The 15,369-nt window shown below is 54.7% G+C and carries 14 protein-coding genes; 6 read left to right on the forward strand and 8 right to left on the reverse strand.

The window, feature by feature from the left end:
• Positions 1–188: 188 nt before the first annotated feature.
• Entirely contained in the window at positions 189–1,043 is an 855-nt protein-coding gene (locus tag MHI24_RS26270) for a DUF4179 domain-containing protein (RefSeq protein ID WP_340022499.1), read from the reverse strand.
• A complete protein-coding gene (locus MHI24_RS26275) occupies positions 1,040–1,558 on the reverse strand; it encodes a sigma-70 family RNA polymerase sigma factor (protein WP_340022500.1) in 519 nt (172 codons plus the stop codon). The genes MHI24_RS26270 and MHI24_RS26275 overlap by 4 nt, the downstream gene beginning before the upstream one ends.
• A 237-nt stretch (positions 1,559–1,795) precedes the next feature.
• On the opposite strand from MHI24_RS26275, the gene MHI24_RS26280 reads away from it, so the two are divergent.
• From MHI24_RS26280 to MHI24_RS26300, 5 genes are all read left to right on the forward strand, one after another.
• Complete coding sequence (locus MHI24_RS26280; RefSeq protein ID WP_340022501.1) at positions 1,796–2,833, forward strand: ABC transporter substrate-binding protein; 1,038 nt, start codon at positions 1,796–1,798, stop codon at positions 2,831–2,833.
• Between the two features lie 45 nt (positions 2,834–2,878).
• On the forward strand, positions 2,879–3,985 hold the full coding sequence (locus MHI24_RS26285; protein WP_340022502.1) for an ABC transporter ATP-binding protein: 1,107 nt from the start codon (positions 2,879–2,881) through the stop codon (positions 3,983–3,985).
• Positions 3,982–5,637, forward strand: a complete 1,656-nt coding sequence (locus tag MHI24_RS26290; RefSeq protein ID WP_340022503.1) for an iron ABC transporter permease — start codon at positions 3,982–3,984, stop codon at positions 5,635–5,637. Before MHI24_RS26285 ends, MHI24_RS26290 begins: the two co-directional genes overlap by 4 nt.
• 83 nt (positions 5,638–5,720) lie before the next feature.
• On the forward strand, positions 5,721–7,442 hold the full coding sequence (locus tag MHI24_RS26295; protein ID WP_340022504.1) for a sensor histidine kinase: 1,722 nt from the start codon (positions 5,721–5,723) through the stop codon (positions 7,440–7,442).
• The gene (locus MHI24_RS26300) at positions 7,414–8,238 is read left to right on the forward strand and encodes a response regulator (protein WP_340022505.1); all 825 of its coding nucleotides are present in this window, start codon (positions 7,414–7,416) and stop codon (positions 8,236–8,238) included. The genes MHI24_RS26295 and MHI24_RS26300 overlap by 29 nt, the downstream gene beginning before the upstream one ends.
• A gap of 58 nt (positions 8,239–8,296) precedes the next feature.
• On the opposite strand, the gene MHI24_RS26305 is transcribed toward MHI24_RS26300, so the two are convergent.
• Positions 8,297–9,064, reverse strand: a complete 768-nt coding sequence (locus MHI24_RS26305) for an ABC transporter ATP-binding protein (RefSeq protein ID WP_340022506.1) — start codon at positions 9,062–9,064, stop codon at positions 8,297–8,299.
• Positions 9,064–10,170 (reverse strand): iron ABC transporter permease, encoded by a 1,107-nt coding sequence (locus MHI24_RS26310; RefSeq protein ID WP_340022507.1) that lies wholly within the window; start codon positions 10,168–10,170, stop codon positions 9,064–9,066. The genes MHI24_RS26305 and MHI24_RS26310 overlap by 1 nt, the downstream gene beginning before the upstream one ends.
• Positions 10,171–10,365: 195 nt before the next feature.
• Between MHI24_RS26310 and MHI24_RS26315 the strand changes: the two genes are divergently transcribed.
• Complete coding sequence (locus MHI24_RS26315; protein WP_340022508.1) at positions 10,366–11,445, forward strand: ABC transporter substrate-binding protein; 1,080 nt, start codon at positions 10,366–10,368, stop codon at positions 11,443–11,445.
• Positions 11,446–11,479: 34 nt separating this feature from the next.
• On the opposite strand, the gene MHI24_RS26320 is transcribed toward MHI24_RS26315, so the two are convergent.
• The 4 genes from MHI24_RS26320 to MHI24_RS26335 are packed head-to-tail and all read right to left on the reverse strand — an operon-like array spanning position 11,480 to position 15,320.
• On the reverse strand, positions 11,480–12,496 hold the full coding sequence (locus MHI24_RS26320) for an ATP-binding cassette domain-containing protein (RefSeq protein WP_340022509.1): 1,017 nt from the start codon (positions 12,494–12,496) through the stop codon (positions 11,480–11,482).
• Positions 12,496–13,278: an ABC-2 family transporter protein gene (locus tag MHI24_RS26325; RefSeq protein WP_340022510.1), complete on the reverse strand. Its 783-nt coding sequence runs from the start codon at positions 13,276–13,278 to the stop codon at positions 12,496–12,498. Before MHI24_RS26325 ends, MHI24_RS26320 begins: the two co-directional genes overlap by 1 nt.
• 27 nt (positions 13,279–13,305) lie before the next feature.
• Entirely contained in the window at positions 13,306–14,127 is an 822-nt protein-coding gene (locus MHI24_RS26330) for an ABC-2 family transporter protein (RefSeq protein WP_340022511.1), read from the reverse strand.
• Positions 14,127–15,320: a serine hydrolase domain-containing protein gene (locus tag MHI24_RS26335; RefSeq protein WP_340022512.1), complete on the reverse strand. Its 1,194-nt coding sequence runs from the start codon at positions 15,318–15,320 to the stop codon at positions 14,127–14,129. The genes MHI24_RS26330 and MHI24_RS26335 overlap by 1 nt, the downstream gene beginning before the upstream one ends.
• Positions 15,321–15,369 lie beyond the last annotated feature (49 nt).

The raw sequence follows: 15,369 nt of genomic DNA on the forward strand, positions 1-15,369 counted from the left end.
TTATATGTAAAATAAATCTATATTTATGCGGTTTAATTGTATAAAAATAAAAAATATATTCAGTATATGTTAGTTTATTTAACATAAAAACCGCCTCCATGCTTATCCTCTACTTATCGGCTAACGCCGGAGAGGGTGGCATGGCAAGCGGCTTAGACTTTTATGGCCTGTTTCGGTAAATACGGGAATTACTGCGGATGCCCGTTGCTCATCCAGTTATCCACGTACAGGTCTCCGGCATAGTTCTCACGCGCGGCGATTTCTGCGAGCTTCTGCTCCGCTGCTTCGCGGGTGGGGAAAGCGCCGATAACAGCGGCGAAATCACCGGAGGTTGTTTTCAGGAAGGTAACATCATCATCCAGATAGATCTCTTCCAGGATAGCCAGTGATTCCCCCTGAGGCATTCCTTCGCTGCGTACATAGTAGACTTCCTTAGGTGGAGCGGCCTTGTCCTCAGCGGTCAGCTTCAGCTCAAGCGTACCCGGATTGCTGTATTCAGTAAGGGTATGCCGGGTGCCTTCCTTCAGTTCAACCACGAACCGCATGGCGGAATCATCGAGGATGATATTCCTGTAGACATCGCTAACCAGTGGAGAAGCCAGCAGATCCTGCTCCAACGCATCGTAATCAAAGCTGCGGACGCCGTTAAAAGTAAAAATTAAACGGTCCGGTGCTTCCCGCTGGTCAACTGTGTAAGCGGGTACGCTCGCGGCAGATCCGCCATCCTGGCCAAATACCATGGTGATCGTATCTTCAGTGGTCACGGTGCTCACGGCAGCACCATCGGTAAGCCCGCCTCCTGTTCCGAACTGCAGCACCTTCACAATGCTTCCGACTACAGGAAGCTTAGACAGGGCGCTTGCTACACCCGGGATATTCAATACCAGCAGGCAAGCAATGACGGCTGCCGCCGTTGACCCGAGCCATCTCCACCGCACAGTTCTTTTGCTGCGGCGGGCAGCTGCTTTTCTCTGCGCTTCCTCCAGAACCTCTCCAAGCTGTGCGGGAATTTCAATCTGTGCATAGCGGTCTTTTCCTGTCATACGCCTTCAACCTCCCCATCCTTTAAGTATGCCTTCAGTTTGCCGATAATCCGGTAGAACCTGGTCTTGACGGTGTTCTCCGGCAGCTCCAGAATGTCCGCCATGTCCTTGAAGCGCAGATCCTCAAAAAATTTCAGGATAATATACGCCTTCTCCTCGGGCAATAGTCTGTCCAGAGCCTGATACAGATCCAACTTCTCCTCCAGTGGAACCGGATGCTCATCCCCGGTATAGCTCTGCGAGTGATCCTCCATGTAAGTAACCCGTTTGTTCCGGTTAAGATGGTCAATAGCGGTGTTGATGACAATCCGGGTCATCCAGGTCTCGAAATACTGCGGTGTCTTCATTCGTCCGAAAGCAAGATACCCCTTATAGGTAGCCTCCGAGACGATTTCGAGCGCTTCATGCTCGTTTTTGACATAACAGTAGGCCTTGCGGAACAGGTTGTTCCGGCAGTCTTGAAGTTTTTCAGCAAATTGCTGTGGTACTGGCAACTGGGCTTTCAGCTCGTTCACTCCTTTATTGGCTTCTTGAAGCATTTTATTGAACATTAGACCGTACAACAGATTAAATAGTTTCAGTATCCGGCAAAAAAGTTATTTAACTACCCCAGATCCATTGTTATGTCAGTTAAAGTAACGTATTCAGTTATTTTAGTTGCGCATTTTAGATGATTTTGTCGAATTATAGGATTTTAATGAAATTTCAAGCTGATAAAATAGACCTATAACCAGATGAGGGGTGAAGAGGAAATGAAAAAGTGGTTGAGTGTGTCACTTATTATGACAATGATGGTGGTTGTACTCTCGGCATGTGGAGGAAATAAAGCGAATGAAGGCGCGGCGGGCGGCAGCTCGGACAAGCTGGTCGTCTACACCCCAAATAGTGAAGCGATGATTAACGCACTTATCCCGGCCTTTGAGAAGCAGACAGGCGTTACCGTAGAGCTGGTATCGGCGGGCAGCGGTGAGCTGATCAAGCGGATTCAGTCGGAGAAAAGTAACCCGTATGCTGACGTTATGTTCGGCGGAGCTTTCGCCCTGTTCAATGATAATGCGGACCTGTTCGAAGAATATGTATCTCCTAATGATAAGGATCTGTTGGCGGGACACACCAATACAACAGGAATCATGACCTCTTATGTATCGGACGGAAGTGTGCTGCTGGTAAATACGAATCTCGCAGGCGACATTCCCATCAACGGCTATGCAGATCTGCTCAATCCGGCGCTGAAGGGCAAGATCGCGATGGCGGACCCGGCCAACTCCAGCTCGGCGTTTGCCCAATTGACGAATATGCTCAGAGCGATGGGCGGCGACTATACCTCAGAGGCTGGCTGGGATTATGTGGCTAAGCTGCTGGAGAACCTGGATGGCAAAATTGCCGGCGGCTCCAGCAAAGCGCACAAGAGCGTTGCGGACGGGGAATATGTGGTGGCGTTGACGTATGAAGATCCGGCAGTCAGCTATGTCAGAGACGGTGCGCCGGTTAAGGTTGTGTATCCCGAGGAAGGGACAGTATTCCTGGATGCGGTAGCGGGGGTTGTCAAAGGCTCTCCGAATCAGGAGAACGCCAAGAAATTCATTGACTTCCTGATCTCCAAGGAAGGGCAGGATGCGCTTGGACAGGAGACGACCAACCGTCCGCTGCGCTCGGATGCCGCAATTGGAGACTTCATGACACCGATGGATCAGATCAAGGTGATCGATGAGGATGTGGCTTATGTTGCCGAGAATAAGGCGGCGATTGTGGAACGTTATAACGAAATGTTTACCAGTATTGCTAAATAATCGAGACTACAGAGCAGCTAAATAGAGAGAAGGCGGGTGTGCAACATGAGCGTCGCAATATCCTTCAAGAAGATTGTCAAAAAATATGGCGACACCACCGTGATCCCCGAGCTGTCCCTGAACATCCAAAAGGGTGAGTTCTTCACCCTTTTGGGGCCTTCAGGCTGCGGGAAAACAACACTGCTGCGGATGGTGGCCGGCTTCAACAGTATTGAAGGCGGGGATCTCGGCTTCAACGATAAAGTCATGAACAACGTCCCTCCAGGCAAACGGAACATCGGAATGGTCTTTCAGAATTACGCCATCTTTCCCCATCTAAGCGTATCGGAGAATGTAGCCTTCGGGCTGGAGAACCGTAAAGTGGGCAAGGAGGAACGGCAGCGCAGAGTCGCAGAGATTCTCGATACCGTACAGATCGAAATCTACAAGAACAGAATGCCCAAGAATCTCTCAGGCGGACAGCAGCAGCGCGTAGCGCTGGCCCGTGCCATCGTGATTAATCCTGATGTGCTGCTGATGGATGAGCCGCTGTCCAATCTGGATGCGCAGCTCCGTGTGGATATGCGTAATGCCATCAAGCGCGTGCAGCGTGAGGTGGGCATCACCACGGTCTACGTGACACATGACCAGGAGGAGGCGATGGCGGTATCTGACCGGATTGCGGTCATGAAGGCCGGCATCATCCAGCAGGTGGGAACGCCCCGGGATATCTATCAGCGCCCGGCCAATCTGTTCGTTGCGACCTTCATCGGGCGGACCAATGTCCTTGAGGCGAAGCTGGAGAGCGGAGCCGGAGGCAGCGCCGTGCTTCGTGTGGGCAGCAGCTATTCCTTGGAGATCCCGGGACTGCCGGAGGAATGGACAGGCTCTGCAACGGAAGAGGTGAAAATCTCCGTCCGGCCGGAGGAATTCGTGCTGACAGACGAAGCAGCAGGGCTCACGGGAACGGTGGTTAACAATGTGTTTCTGGGCCTCAATACCCACCTGGTAGTGGCGCTGGAGAACGGACAGGAAGTGGAGGTCATCCAGCAGTCAGCTTCCGCTGAGGTGGTGGATATCGGCACCAAGGTGACGCTTGCCATTCTTCCGGGAACGGTCAATGTCTATGACCAAACCGGGGAACGCAATCTGAACCGGGGGATTCAGTTATGAGCGGCCGCATGAAGCGCTGGGATATCTGGTCGCTGATTACCTTTGTTATTTTCGCCGGATATATGGTATTCCTGGCCCTGCCTCTGTTCATGCTGTTAATTAAAAGCTTCTTCGACAGCAACACCGGAGAGTTCTCGCTGGCCTACTTCCATAAGTTCTTCAGCAAGGCTTATTATATGAACGCCGTGTGGAATAGCATCAAGGTGACCGTAAGTGTTACCCTGCTGTCTATTCTGGTCGCCGGCCCGCTCGCCTACATCATGACGATTGCCCGAATTAGAGGAAGCGCTGCGGTGCGGATTCTGATCCTGATCTCCTCGATGTCCGCGCCGTTTATCGGAGCGTATGCCTGGATTCTGCTGCTCGGGCGCAGCGGGGTAATTACTACCTTCGTGTCCCGGGTCTTCGGCTTCACCATGCCTGATATTTACGGCTTCTCCGGCATTCTGCTGGTGCTGACCCTGCAGCTGTCCCCGCTGATCTTCATGTACGTGTCAGGGGCGCTGAAGAATGTGGACAACTCCCTGATGGAAGCGGCGGAGAGCATGAACTGCACGGGTCTGCGCAAAATGTGGAAAATCCTCGTGCCGCTGATCACGCCGACCCTGCTCGCCGGAGGCCTGCTGGTCTTCATGCGGGCGTTCGCCGATTTCGGCACACCGATGCTGATCGGGGAAGGCTACCGGACGGTGCCTGTCCTGATCTTCAATGAATTCATCAGTGAGGTTGGAGGAGATGACGGCTTTGCAGCGGCGATCAGTGTCATTGTTGTGCTGTTTGCGGTTGCTGTATTTCTGCTCCAGAAGTATGTGGCGAACCGGAAATCGTACAGTATGAGTGCCCTGAATCCGATTGAGCCGAAGAAGCTGAAGGGGGTGGCCAACTTGGCGGCTCACGCCTACGTGTACCTGTTCACGTTACTGGCGCTGATGCCGCAAGTCTATGTGGCGTATACCTCCTTCCTGAAGACCTCCGGCAAAATATTCGTTGACGGCTATTCCCTGGACAGCTACCGGGCAGCCTTTTCCAAAGTGGGAGATTCCATCTATAATACCTTCATGATGGCCAGCATCACGATTATCATTATTACTCTGGCAGCGGTCCTGATCGCCTATGTTACAGTGAAGCGCAAAGGTGCGGCGGCGAATGTTCTGGATACATTTACAATGCTGCCTTATATCGTACCAGGCTCAATTCTGGGGATCGCCCTGCTGGTGACCTTCAATAAAGAACCGCTGGTGCTGAGCGGCACTGCTGTGATTCTGATCGTTGCGTTTGTCATCCGGCGCCTGCCTTATACGATCCGCTCCAGCGCCGCTGTGCTTCATCAGGTCAATGACAGCATAGAAGAAGCGGCGATCAGTCTGGGTGCCTCCACTCTGCGGACCTTCTTCAAGATTACCGTGCCGATGATGATCTCCGGGGTATTCGCCGGGGCGATCATCAGCTGGATCAGCATTATTACCGAGCTTAGCACCTCGATTATTCTGTACACAGGGAAGACCCGGACCATGACGGTAGCGGTTTATACAGAGGTGGTCCGCGGCAATTACGGCGTGGCTGCTGCATTATCGACCCTGCTGACCGTGATTACGGTGCTGTCACTGCTGCTGTTCTTCAAGCTGTCCGGCAAAAAGGAAGTAACCATGTAACTGCCGTCCGGACCCGCGCAAGCGGGTTCCGGGCTTTGCTGCATCCAGGTGTAAGATCGCTGAAACGATGGAAGGGGGAGGGCATGGTGGCTAAAAAGAGCTTCAAGGATTCGCTGCGCAGGCTGTTTTTGCTGCACACGCTTGTGCCCATTTCCATATTATTTGTGCTGTTCCTGATGTTCATGATGATCAATTCACACTTCCTGCTCATCAACCAGACAACGGAGGCAGGCAAAAAAATCAAGCTGGCGATGGAGGAGGTCTACAGCTCCTATGTTAAGGAAATGAATGAAGCGGCGGCACTGGCTTCCGTCCTTGCGTTTACCGGGTCGCAGGGGCAAGTTACGGAGGTGTTCGAGCGGTTCTATGCCTTCAATAACCGTCAGCGGGTGAAGAGCATTATGTATATCATAAGCACGGACGGAGCTATCCTGGCTTCTTCGGCTAACTATGGCTCCGGCTCCTCTGACTTTGCGCTGCAGGCGGTCGCCCGGCGAATGCATCATCAGGGCTTGGCGCAATTGGCCGAGACCAACCATATCCGCTTCTCGCATGACCGTTACACGGCCTATACGTTTGCCAGAGAAATTCGTGACAGCAGGGGAGTGCTGGGATATCTGATCTATCAGCTCTACGAGCCGGATCTGCAGAAGCTGCTCTTTGTGCAGAATAACGAAATTGCCGTGGTTACCGACCCCTACCGGACCATTATTGCCACAACCAACAATCTGACTCAGGGGCTGATGAACAAGTACAGCCTGACCAGTGATGCCAAGGGCTACGTATGGATCGATGATGGAAAATATTACAGCAAGGAAACGTACATCCCGCTGTCGAACTGGCGTATCTACACATTAAGCGCCGCTGAAGGAAACCGGAGTGCCTATCTGTCTCTGGCTGTATTTTTTGCGATGGCCAGTCTGCTGCTCTGGATTGTCATTCAATATACTGCCCGTATCTTCTCCGCACGCCAGTCCCGGGCGATTGATAAGCTGACCTACGCCGTCAGAGAGCTGCAATCCGGCAACATGGATTCTTACGTGTACATTGGAACCGGTGATGAATTCGAGACTCTGGCCAACCAGTATAATCAGATGCTGCAGCGTCTGAACGAGCTGGCCGCCCAGAACATCGAGCTGTCCGATCTGCGCAGAGTCATTGAAGTGAAGCATCTGCAGTCACAGTTTCATCCGCATTTCATATTCAATGTACTGGAGACCCTGCGCTATGCGATTGTTGTGGATCATCAGCTTGCCCAGGAGATGGTCATCACGCTGTCCCGCCACCTGCGCTACAGTATAGGCAATGAACGGGACCATGTGGTGCTTGGGGAAGATTTGGAATATATAGCGGGCTATATGAAGCTGCAGCAGATCCGCTTCAAGGACAGACTCCATTATCATGAGGAAGTCGATCAAACGGCCAAGGCAGCGCTCGTTCCCAGACTGATGCTCCAGCCGGTGATTGAGAATACGATTAAATACGGCTACCGCAAGCGCGAATCGGTGGCAATTACTGTGGTTGGCCGGGTGGAGGGCACAGATCTGATCCTTGAAGTGAAGGATAATGCCGGAGGAATGAGCAGGGAACGGCTGGAGGAGGTGCGGGCCATCATGCATTCGCAGGACAACCGTGCTCCTCATATCGGGCTGCACAATCTGCACCGCCGTCTGGTGCTGATGTATGGGGAACGCTACGGCATCGAGGTGGACAGCACGCAGGGAGAAGGCACGGCCGTTACATTCAGATTGCCATACCGGAAGGAGGAGACGACGGATGTTCAAGGTGCTGCTGGTAGAGGATGAGGAGATGATCCGCAAGGGGCTGCGGTTCACCTTCGATTGGATGGGAGCAGCCTGCGTAGTAGTAGGGGAAGCCGAGAATGGTGAGGACGGACTGCGCCAGATCGCCGGGCTCCGGCCGGATATTGTTATTGTCGATGTGAATATGCCGTTGCTGGATGGAATTGGAATGATTGAGCAGAGCGTCAAGGAAGCGGATTGCAGCTACATTATCCTGTCGGGCTATGATGAGTTCAGGCTGGCTAAGGATGCGATCCGGCTCGGGGTGACCGAGTATCTGCTGAAGCCGCTTGAACAGGAGCAGCTGTCCGCTGCACTGGAGCGGGCCAAAGGGCAGCTGGAGATGAAGCGCCAGTATAACGCAATGCTGACTTCAGGAGCCGCAAGCGGAGAAGCGCTGCAGGCCTCCGTTGTTAAGCTTCCGGGGAAGTCGTCCCGCTACGTGTCCAGGATGATCCGGTATGTTCAGGAGCATTATGCGGAGAAGATCGGAATCAAGGATCTGGTGGAGAGCCTGGGGGTCAGCGCCACCTATCTGAACCAGAAGTTCAAGAGTGAAACCACCTATACCTTCAACGACTTTCTGAACCGTTACCGTATCCAGAAGGCGATGGATCTGCTGCGCAGCAGAGACGACAAGGTGTATGCGATTGCCGCCAATGTAGGCTATAAGGATTATAAATATTTCATTGCGATCTTCAAGAAATACGCTGGTTGTACACCCAGCAGCTATCAGGAGCGGTACGGCCGTGGACAGAAGGACGGGGAGGCATCCGCAGACGCCAAGCAGGCAGATTGAGCGGCGGTCCCGTCTGCCGTTTAATCTGCCTAAGTGCGATGTTATTTAAATATGAAAATTACCTCGTCTCCAGATAAGCGATGCCCAGAGCACCGGTGACCGGGTTGCAGTACGTCTCACAGGCAACATCGAAGACCTCGCCGATCAGTTCCTTCGTCAGAATGTCCGCAGGCTTCCCGCTGGCGGCGACCCGGCCTTCCTTCATGACATACAGATAGTCGCAGTATTCGGCGGCCAGGGTCAGGTCGTGGAGGGCGGCGAGAATGCCGATATCCAGCTTTTTGACAATATTCAGAATCTGCAGCTGGTACTTGATGTCCAGATGGTTGGTCGGCTCATCCAGAATCATGAATTCGGGCTGCTGGGCCAGTACCCGCGCCAGAATGACACGCTGCTTCTCGCCCCCGGACAGGGAGTTGTAGCTGCGGCCGGCATGTCCCTCCAGGTTCACCTTGCGCAGCGCGGCAGAGATAATATCTGAATCCTCCCGGTTGTCGGTCTCCAGCATCCCCTTGTGCGGGGTCCGCCCCATCGCCACCATCTCCCGCACGGTGAAGTCGAAGCTCAGCTCGTTGAACTGGCCGACGACGCCGAGCTTGCGGGCTACGGCCTTCGGGCTGGCTTTGATCACATTCAGCTCTGAGAGGAAGACATCGCCCTGGCGCGGCTTGATGACTTTATAGATGCTTTTGAGCAGTGTCGATTTGCCGCAGCCGTTCGGGCCGATCAGGCCGACGAATTGCTTATTCCTCACCTTCAGCGAGACCTCCTGCACAATCTTCGCTTCACCGAAGGACACACTTAAGCTTTCAACGTTCAGATTCATCAGCTTTTCCCTCCAAAAGCATAGCCTTTTCTAATCAGCATGTACATGAACATCGGCGCGCCAATCAGGGCGGTAATAATCCCGATCGGCAGCTCCACATTCGGCACAATCGTCCGGGCAATCACATCTGTCCAGATCAGGAAGATCGCTCCGAACAAAATGGAGGCCGGGAGCAGCCTGCGGTGGTCCGAGCCGACCAGTCCCCGGATCAGATGGGGGATAATCAGCCCGACGAAGCCGATCATGCCGCAGCTTGCGACCATCACCCCGGTAACCAGGGCGGTCAGCAGCATGTAGACTCTGCGGTAGACTCCAAGTTGGATGCCGAGGGTAACCGCAGCCTCATCCCCGAGCAGCATGGCATTCAGGACGCGGAACTGCGACAGGAAGAAGAGGGTGGCCAGCAGGACGGTGACCGAGATTAGCGGCAGCTTATCCCAACTGGAGGCGGCGAGGCTGCCCATCGTCCAGAAGGTAACCGTCTTGATGCCTTCGGCATTATTCGCGAAATAGACAATAAAGTTGGCAAAAGCGGTACATAAAGCGTTAATGACCATCCCGGCCAGGACCAGCTTGACGGAGGTCATTTTGCCGCCTGCACTGGCGAGCAGGAGGACCAGCAGGGAAGCGCCGACCGCTCCCGCGAAGGCCCAGAAGGCAATTCCGGTCTGGCCGAGCAGCCCCATGGTGCCGAAGCCGATCAGAATGGAAAAGGTAGCTCCCAGCGAAGCGCCGGAGGAGATACCAAGTATGTATGGGTCAGCCAGCGGGTTCTGCACCGCCGCCTGCATGATCGTTCCGCACAGCGTAAGCCCGGCGCCAATGAAGAGAGCCATCAGAACACGCGGGAAGCGGATCTTCCAGATAATATCCACGAAGGAGCCGGAGGTCAGCTCCTGGACATCCCCAATCTGGAGGCCTGTAAGGTGATGAAGCAGAATCCGGTAGGATTGCGAGACTGGAATATCTACCTGCCCGAAGGAGACTGCTGCTCCGGCTGACAGCAGAGTGACAATCAGCAGGATGCCTATAATTGCAATAAAGCCGTAACGGCTGTGAATAAGTGCCTGCTTCGGTTCGGAGGCTGATTCTGTGGCGGTTTGCATGGCAATAGGAGAACTCCTTCATTTTTAATTTTTAATATAATCCACATTGAGAATGATTGTCAATGAGAAACATTATCATTGACACGGTGTCCGGTATTCTATATTCTACGGAGGTATCCACCCCTGCAAGACTGGGCGCATTCATGGCGTACCGCAGGATCAATCTACTTACATACAGAAATGGGGACCAAGAGAATGAGAACAAGATTCACCAGATATGTACCGCTGCTGGCGCTCCTGATGCTGGCGCTGCTGTTGGCCGCCTGCTCTTCGGGCAGTGGCAATACGAAGGAGGCGGCGGCAACGGCAACACAAACTGCTGCTCCGGCGTCCGCAAGCCCTGCTCCGGCGGAGAGCGCACAGCCGGCCAAGACGGTGTATCCGCTCACGATTGAGAATTATACGAACAATGGGGAAGGTACCGAATGGAAGGCCAAGGAGCAGACCTTCGACAAGGCTCCCGAGAAGGTTGTGGCGAATACCCAAGGCGCAGCCGAGCTGCTGATTAAGCTGGGTCTCACCGATAAGATGGTTGGCGTAGCAGCCTTATACGGTGCCGGCGATCCGGCGGTGCAGGAGGAATTCAAGAAGATTCCTGTGCTCTCCCAGGACTATGCCAGCAAAGAGCTGGTAGTAGGCAGAGGCCCGGATCTGGTGATGGGCCGCGGCGGCCTGTTCGCGGATGCGGATTGGGGAGTCGGGACGGTAGGCGGACTCAATGACCTGGGCATCAAAACCTTCGTGCAGAGCACCAGTCTGCAAGGGGCGACGCTTGACAGCCTGTACAAGGATATTGAACAGCTGGGCCAAATCTTCGATGTGCAGGACAAGGCTGCGGCTTATATCGCAGAGCTGAAGGAGCGTGCCGCGAAGCTGAAGGAAGGGGCGGCCGCCACAGGAGCGAAGACCTTTGCTTACGTCTCTGACGGAGGCAACGGGGCGATTGCGGTCTATAGCGGCAATGTCGATACGTTTGCGGGAGATGTGCTGGGATTGGTAGGGTTGACCAATAGCTACGCTGACGTTACCGGTGAGATCAGCAAGGAGCAATTGATTGCCACCAACCCGGATGTCATGCTGATCTCGGTGTACACAGGCGGTGTTGATGCTGACCAGTCGATCAAAGCGTTCTATGCCGATCCGTCACTGCAGAGCCTGAAGGCCATCCAGAACAAAGCGATTTACAAGATTGATTTCAACCAGTTCTGGGGCTACAGCTATTCCATCTTCGACGGGGCCGAGAAGCTTGCCGCCGAGCTGGCTGCTGCGCAATAAACAGATTCTATTCTGAAAAAAACAGCCTGGGCTGTCACTGTAACGGGTGACGGTCCAGGCTGTTTTTGGCGTTCTCATAGATGTTCATCACGACCTGCTGGATGGGCAGCTCCTTGACGGAAATGTCCGAGAAGCCATGCTTCCGGGAGATGCTCTCGATGAACTCGCTGATCGAGATTCTGGCCGTGTCCACCTCCAGCGTGATTTGGATATCGGAAGGGCGCTCTACCACCGTGGTATATGCGTTGTCGAACAGGGTATCGCGCACAGATTCGTTAAAGGTGAAGCTCACCCGCTTCTTCTCGCCCAGGAAGGCCTTCAGCCGCTGGAGCGAATCATCAAACACCTTCCCGCCATGGTTGATCACAATGACCCGGTGGGCCAGCTCCTCCACATCCTCCAGGTCATGCGTGGTGAGAATGCAGGTCATATTCTGCTGCTTGTTCATCTGGCGGACGAATTCGCGGATTTTGAGCTTGGCGATGACATCCAGCCCGATGGTCGGCTCATCCAGGAACAGGATGTCCGGCTGGTGCAGCATCGCCATCACGAATTCGCATTTCATGCGTTCGCCCAGTGACAGCACGCGGGTGGGCTTCTCCATCACCCCGGCAATATCCAGCAGCGCCGCCAGCTCCTCCAGCCGGTTGCTGAAATCGGCGGCGGAAATGCCATAGATGGCCTTGTTCATCTTAAAGCTGTCGATGGGCGGGATATCCCAGATGAGCTGGGATTTCTGGCCGAAGACGGCTCCGATCGTGCGGACATAACGCTTCCTGTCCCGCGCCGGAGCGTAGCCGAGTACCCGGATGTCTCCGCTGGTCGGATAGAGCGCGCCGCAGAGCATTTTGATCGTGGTCGATTTGCCGGCTCCGTTCGGGCCCAGCATCCCGCAGATCTCTCCCTGCTCAATGGCAAAGCTGATATCATCCACGGCCTGGACGGAGACTGCCTCGCGCCGGAAGAGGCTCATGAACGTCTGCCCCATGCCTGCGCCCCGCCTGTAGGTTGTGTAAGTCTTCGTTAAATGGTTCACTTCAATTACGGACATCAGCCGCCAACCCCCTCATACATTCTGATCATGTGCCGGTAGATCCAGATGCCTGCCGCCAGAAAGGCCAGGCAGGGCAGGATGGCCGCGAAGTCGCTGGCCGTCACCCGTCCAAGCAGCGCAGAGGCCGGGAGGAAGCCGACCATCCCCACAGGAATGATCAGCGTAGCTGCTGCCTGTACTGCCTTGGGGAAGATGGGCAGCGGATATTTGCCGACATGCAGCACGCTGTCCGCAAGCTCGGAGATGCGCGAATTGCCCACCCATTTGAAGGACATGGCCGCCATCATCAGCGATAATCCCGCCAGGACCGCCGTTCCGGCCAGGAACAGTCCGGCGAATTGCAGCCAGGCTATGGCCGGAATTGCGCCTACATGCAGGGTGGAGAAGACGAATAATGCCGCCCCGCCCAGGAACAGCCCGACACTCTCCACGGAGAAGGTGGTGGCTACAATGTAGAACAGCGGGTTCAGCGGTTTGAGCAGAATCACCTCGAAGCTGCCTTCCCGGACATGGGACATGGTGGTCCACAGCACGCCTCCGAACACAAGATTTGCAAGGCCGCTGGACATGGTGAATACAGACTGGATTAATAACACCTCGTACAGGCTCCACCCGGGAAAGCTCGTTCCTGCCCGGTAGATCAGCAGCGTCACCAGCGGAAACAGAATATTGCCGACCAGCGTGATCAGGCTGCTGACGATGAAGTTCATCCGGTAGGCGGCAGCCGTCTGCACCGCGGAGTACATGCACTGCTTATAGACATCAACATACCTTTTCATGTGAAAATAGTCCTTTCTGCTGGCCGCTCATGCGCCGACTGCCGTGAATTGCTTCATCGCCCGGCGGCGGATCAGCTCATTGCAGCCGAACATCACCAGCACGGCGGCCGCCTGCATCCCTACCGCCTGCGGTATGGTTAATTCCAGCCCGCCCAGTGAATAATGGCCGGTGAACACCATGGCAGGCATATAAGCAATGTACTGGAAGGGCAGGAACAACTGGGTCACCTGCAGCCAGTGCGGAAAGAAATCGAGCGGAATCAGCGCACCCGAGAAGATGCTCGACACCAATAGGAAGGCGCTGCGTATCCCGCCCGATTGCACCAGCCAGAAGGAGGTAAGCCCAATCGTATAATTGACATAGAAATTCATCAGAAAGGCCAGCGCCACGGACACCAGGGTCCAGGGGAGGCTTGCCGGCCGCATATCGATTCCGAAGATGAAGATAAAGATCAGCAGGCACGGCAGGAACTCAAATAAGAAGCCGAGCATCCGGTGCCCGAGCTTCTGGAACAAGGCGAAGGAGCGGTGATGGACCGGCCGCAGATGGAAGGTCAGGAATTTGCCGGTGCGGACCAGCATCGACAGGTTCCAGTCGGCAAAATCCATAATCAGATAGCCGATCAGCGCTGTCGCTCCGAAGTAGCGGATCATCTGCTGGAGATCCAGCCCGCCCAAAGTAGTAGTCTGCCCGCCGTATACTGATGTCCAGATGAAATATTGCACCATGAAGTAGACCGGGCCGACAATCACGGACACCAGGGAGTGGGTGCGGTAGGCGCTCCACTCCTTGTAGGTCACCTCCGCGACTGCCCGGCAGATCTCCCAATTATGCTTCAGGCGGTGCATCAGCTCAGTCCGGACCAGATGATATTGGTGACATTGAACAGGGCTTCCGCGTGCCAGTTATCGTCAGCGAATGGCACGAACCAGACCGCCGCCAGCTGCTCTGCAGGGTCCATCACCATGCAGCAGGCCCCGGCGCCTTCATGGAAATAACTGCCCTGCGAATAGAAGAAGGCGGGACCCTGACGCATATCGAGGCCAATCCCGTAGCTGCGGTCCTTGGTGTTGTTCCCCCAGCAGTAGTCGGGCACGCCGTAAAGGGTACGGGTGGTGAGCTTCTCAACAGCCTTGCGGCCCAGAATGCGGGTGCCGTCCAGGGTGCCCATGCCCAGCAGCATATTGGCGAAGCGGATGAGGTCAGCCGGGGTGGAGGAGAGGCCTCCCCCTGTACTGGATACGTTCTCCCACAGCTTCTCTGCCGGAGGGGGCTCGGGCACAGTGCCATGGATGACGTTATTCCAGTGCTTTTCCTTCCGTTCACTTCTGAGTATGAAGCGCTTGGCCAGCTCGGGAGTCGGCTCCCACATCGTATCATTCATGCCAAGCGGCTTCAGAATCTGCTCTTCTATGTACTGTTCAGCAGTCATGCCTGTAACCTTCTTAATAATCTCGCCAAGAATACAGAAGCCGAAGGAGCAGTATTGCCATTCCTGGCCGACCGGGTTGTCAATCCCGCAGCTCAGCGCGGCTGTGATCCAGTCCGGCTCGCCGTCCTCCGGTTTGTATTGCTCAAAATATTCGCCAACCCGTTCCCAGTAAGACTTATGGTAAGGAATCAGGTCGCTCGCACAGTCCGGGAACAGGCCGGAGGTATGGGTCAGCAGGCTGTAAATATCGATTTTGCTGAACGGCTCCACATCAAACGGCTTCAGGAACATGCCCACAGGCAGATCCAGCCGCAGTACGCCATCCTCCACCAGCTTGGCAATCGCCACGGAGGTAATTGACTTGGTAATGGAAGCAATCTGATGAACCGTTGTCGGCAGCAGCGGGTCTGCCGGGTCGTTACGGTAAGAACGGGGGCCGATTGCGCCGTGCATGAATGTTTTGCCGTATCTGGATACGCAGAAGGCGGCGGCCTGAATTTTGTGCTCGTCGATTAGCTGTTGAAGGTGGTTATGCAGCACATCGATTCTTGAAGCGTCGTATTGGACCTCTGCCGGTGAGCAGTCGGTCTTGCCAGGAGTGTAGAGCATACGTATATGCCTCCCCGAAAGGTAGTAGCGCCAAGATGAAGAAGGGTCA

This window comes from Paenibacillus sp. FSL K6-1096 (assembly GCF_037977055.1).
In the GTDB taxonomy this organism is placed as follows: domain Bacteria; phylum Bacillota; class Bacilli; order Paenibacillales; family Paenibacillaceae; genus Paenibacillus_AQ.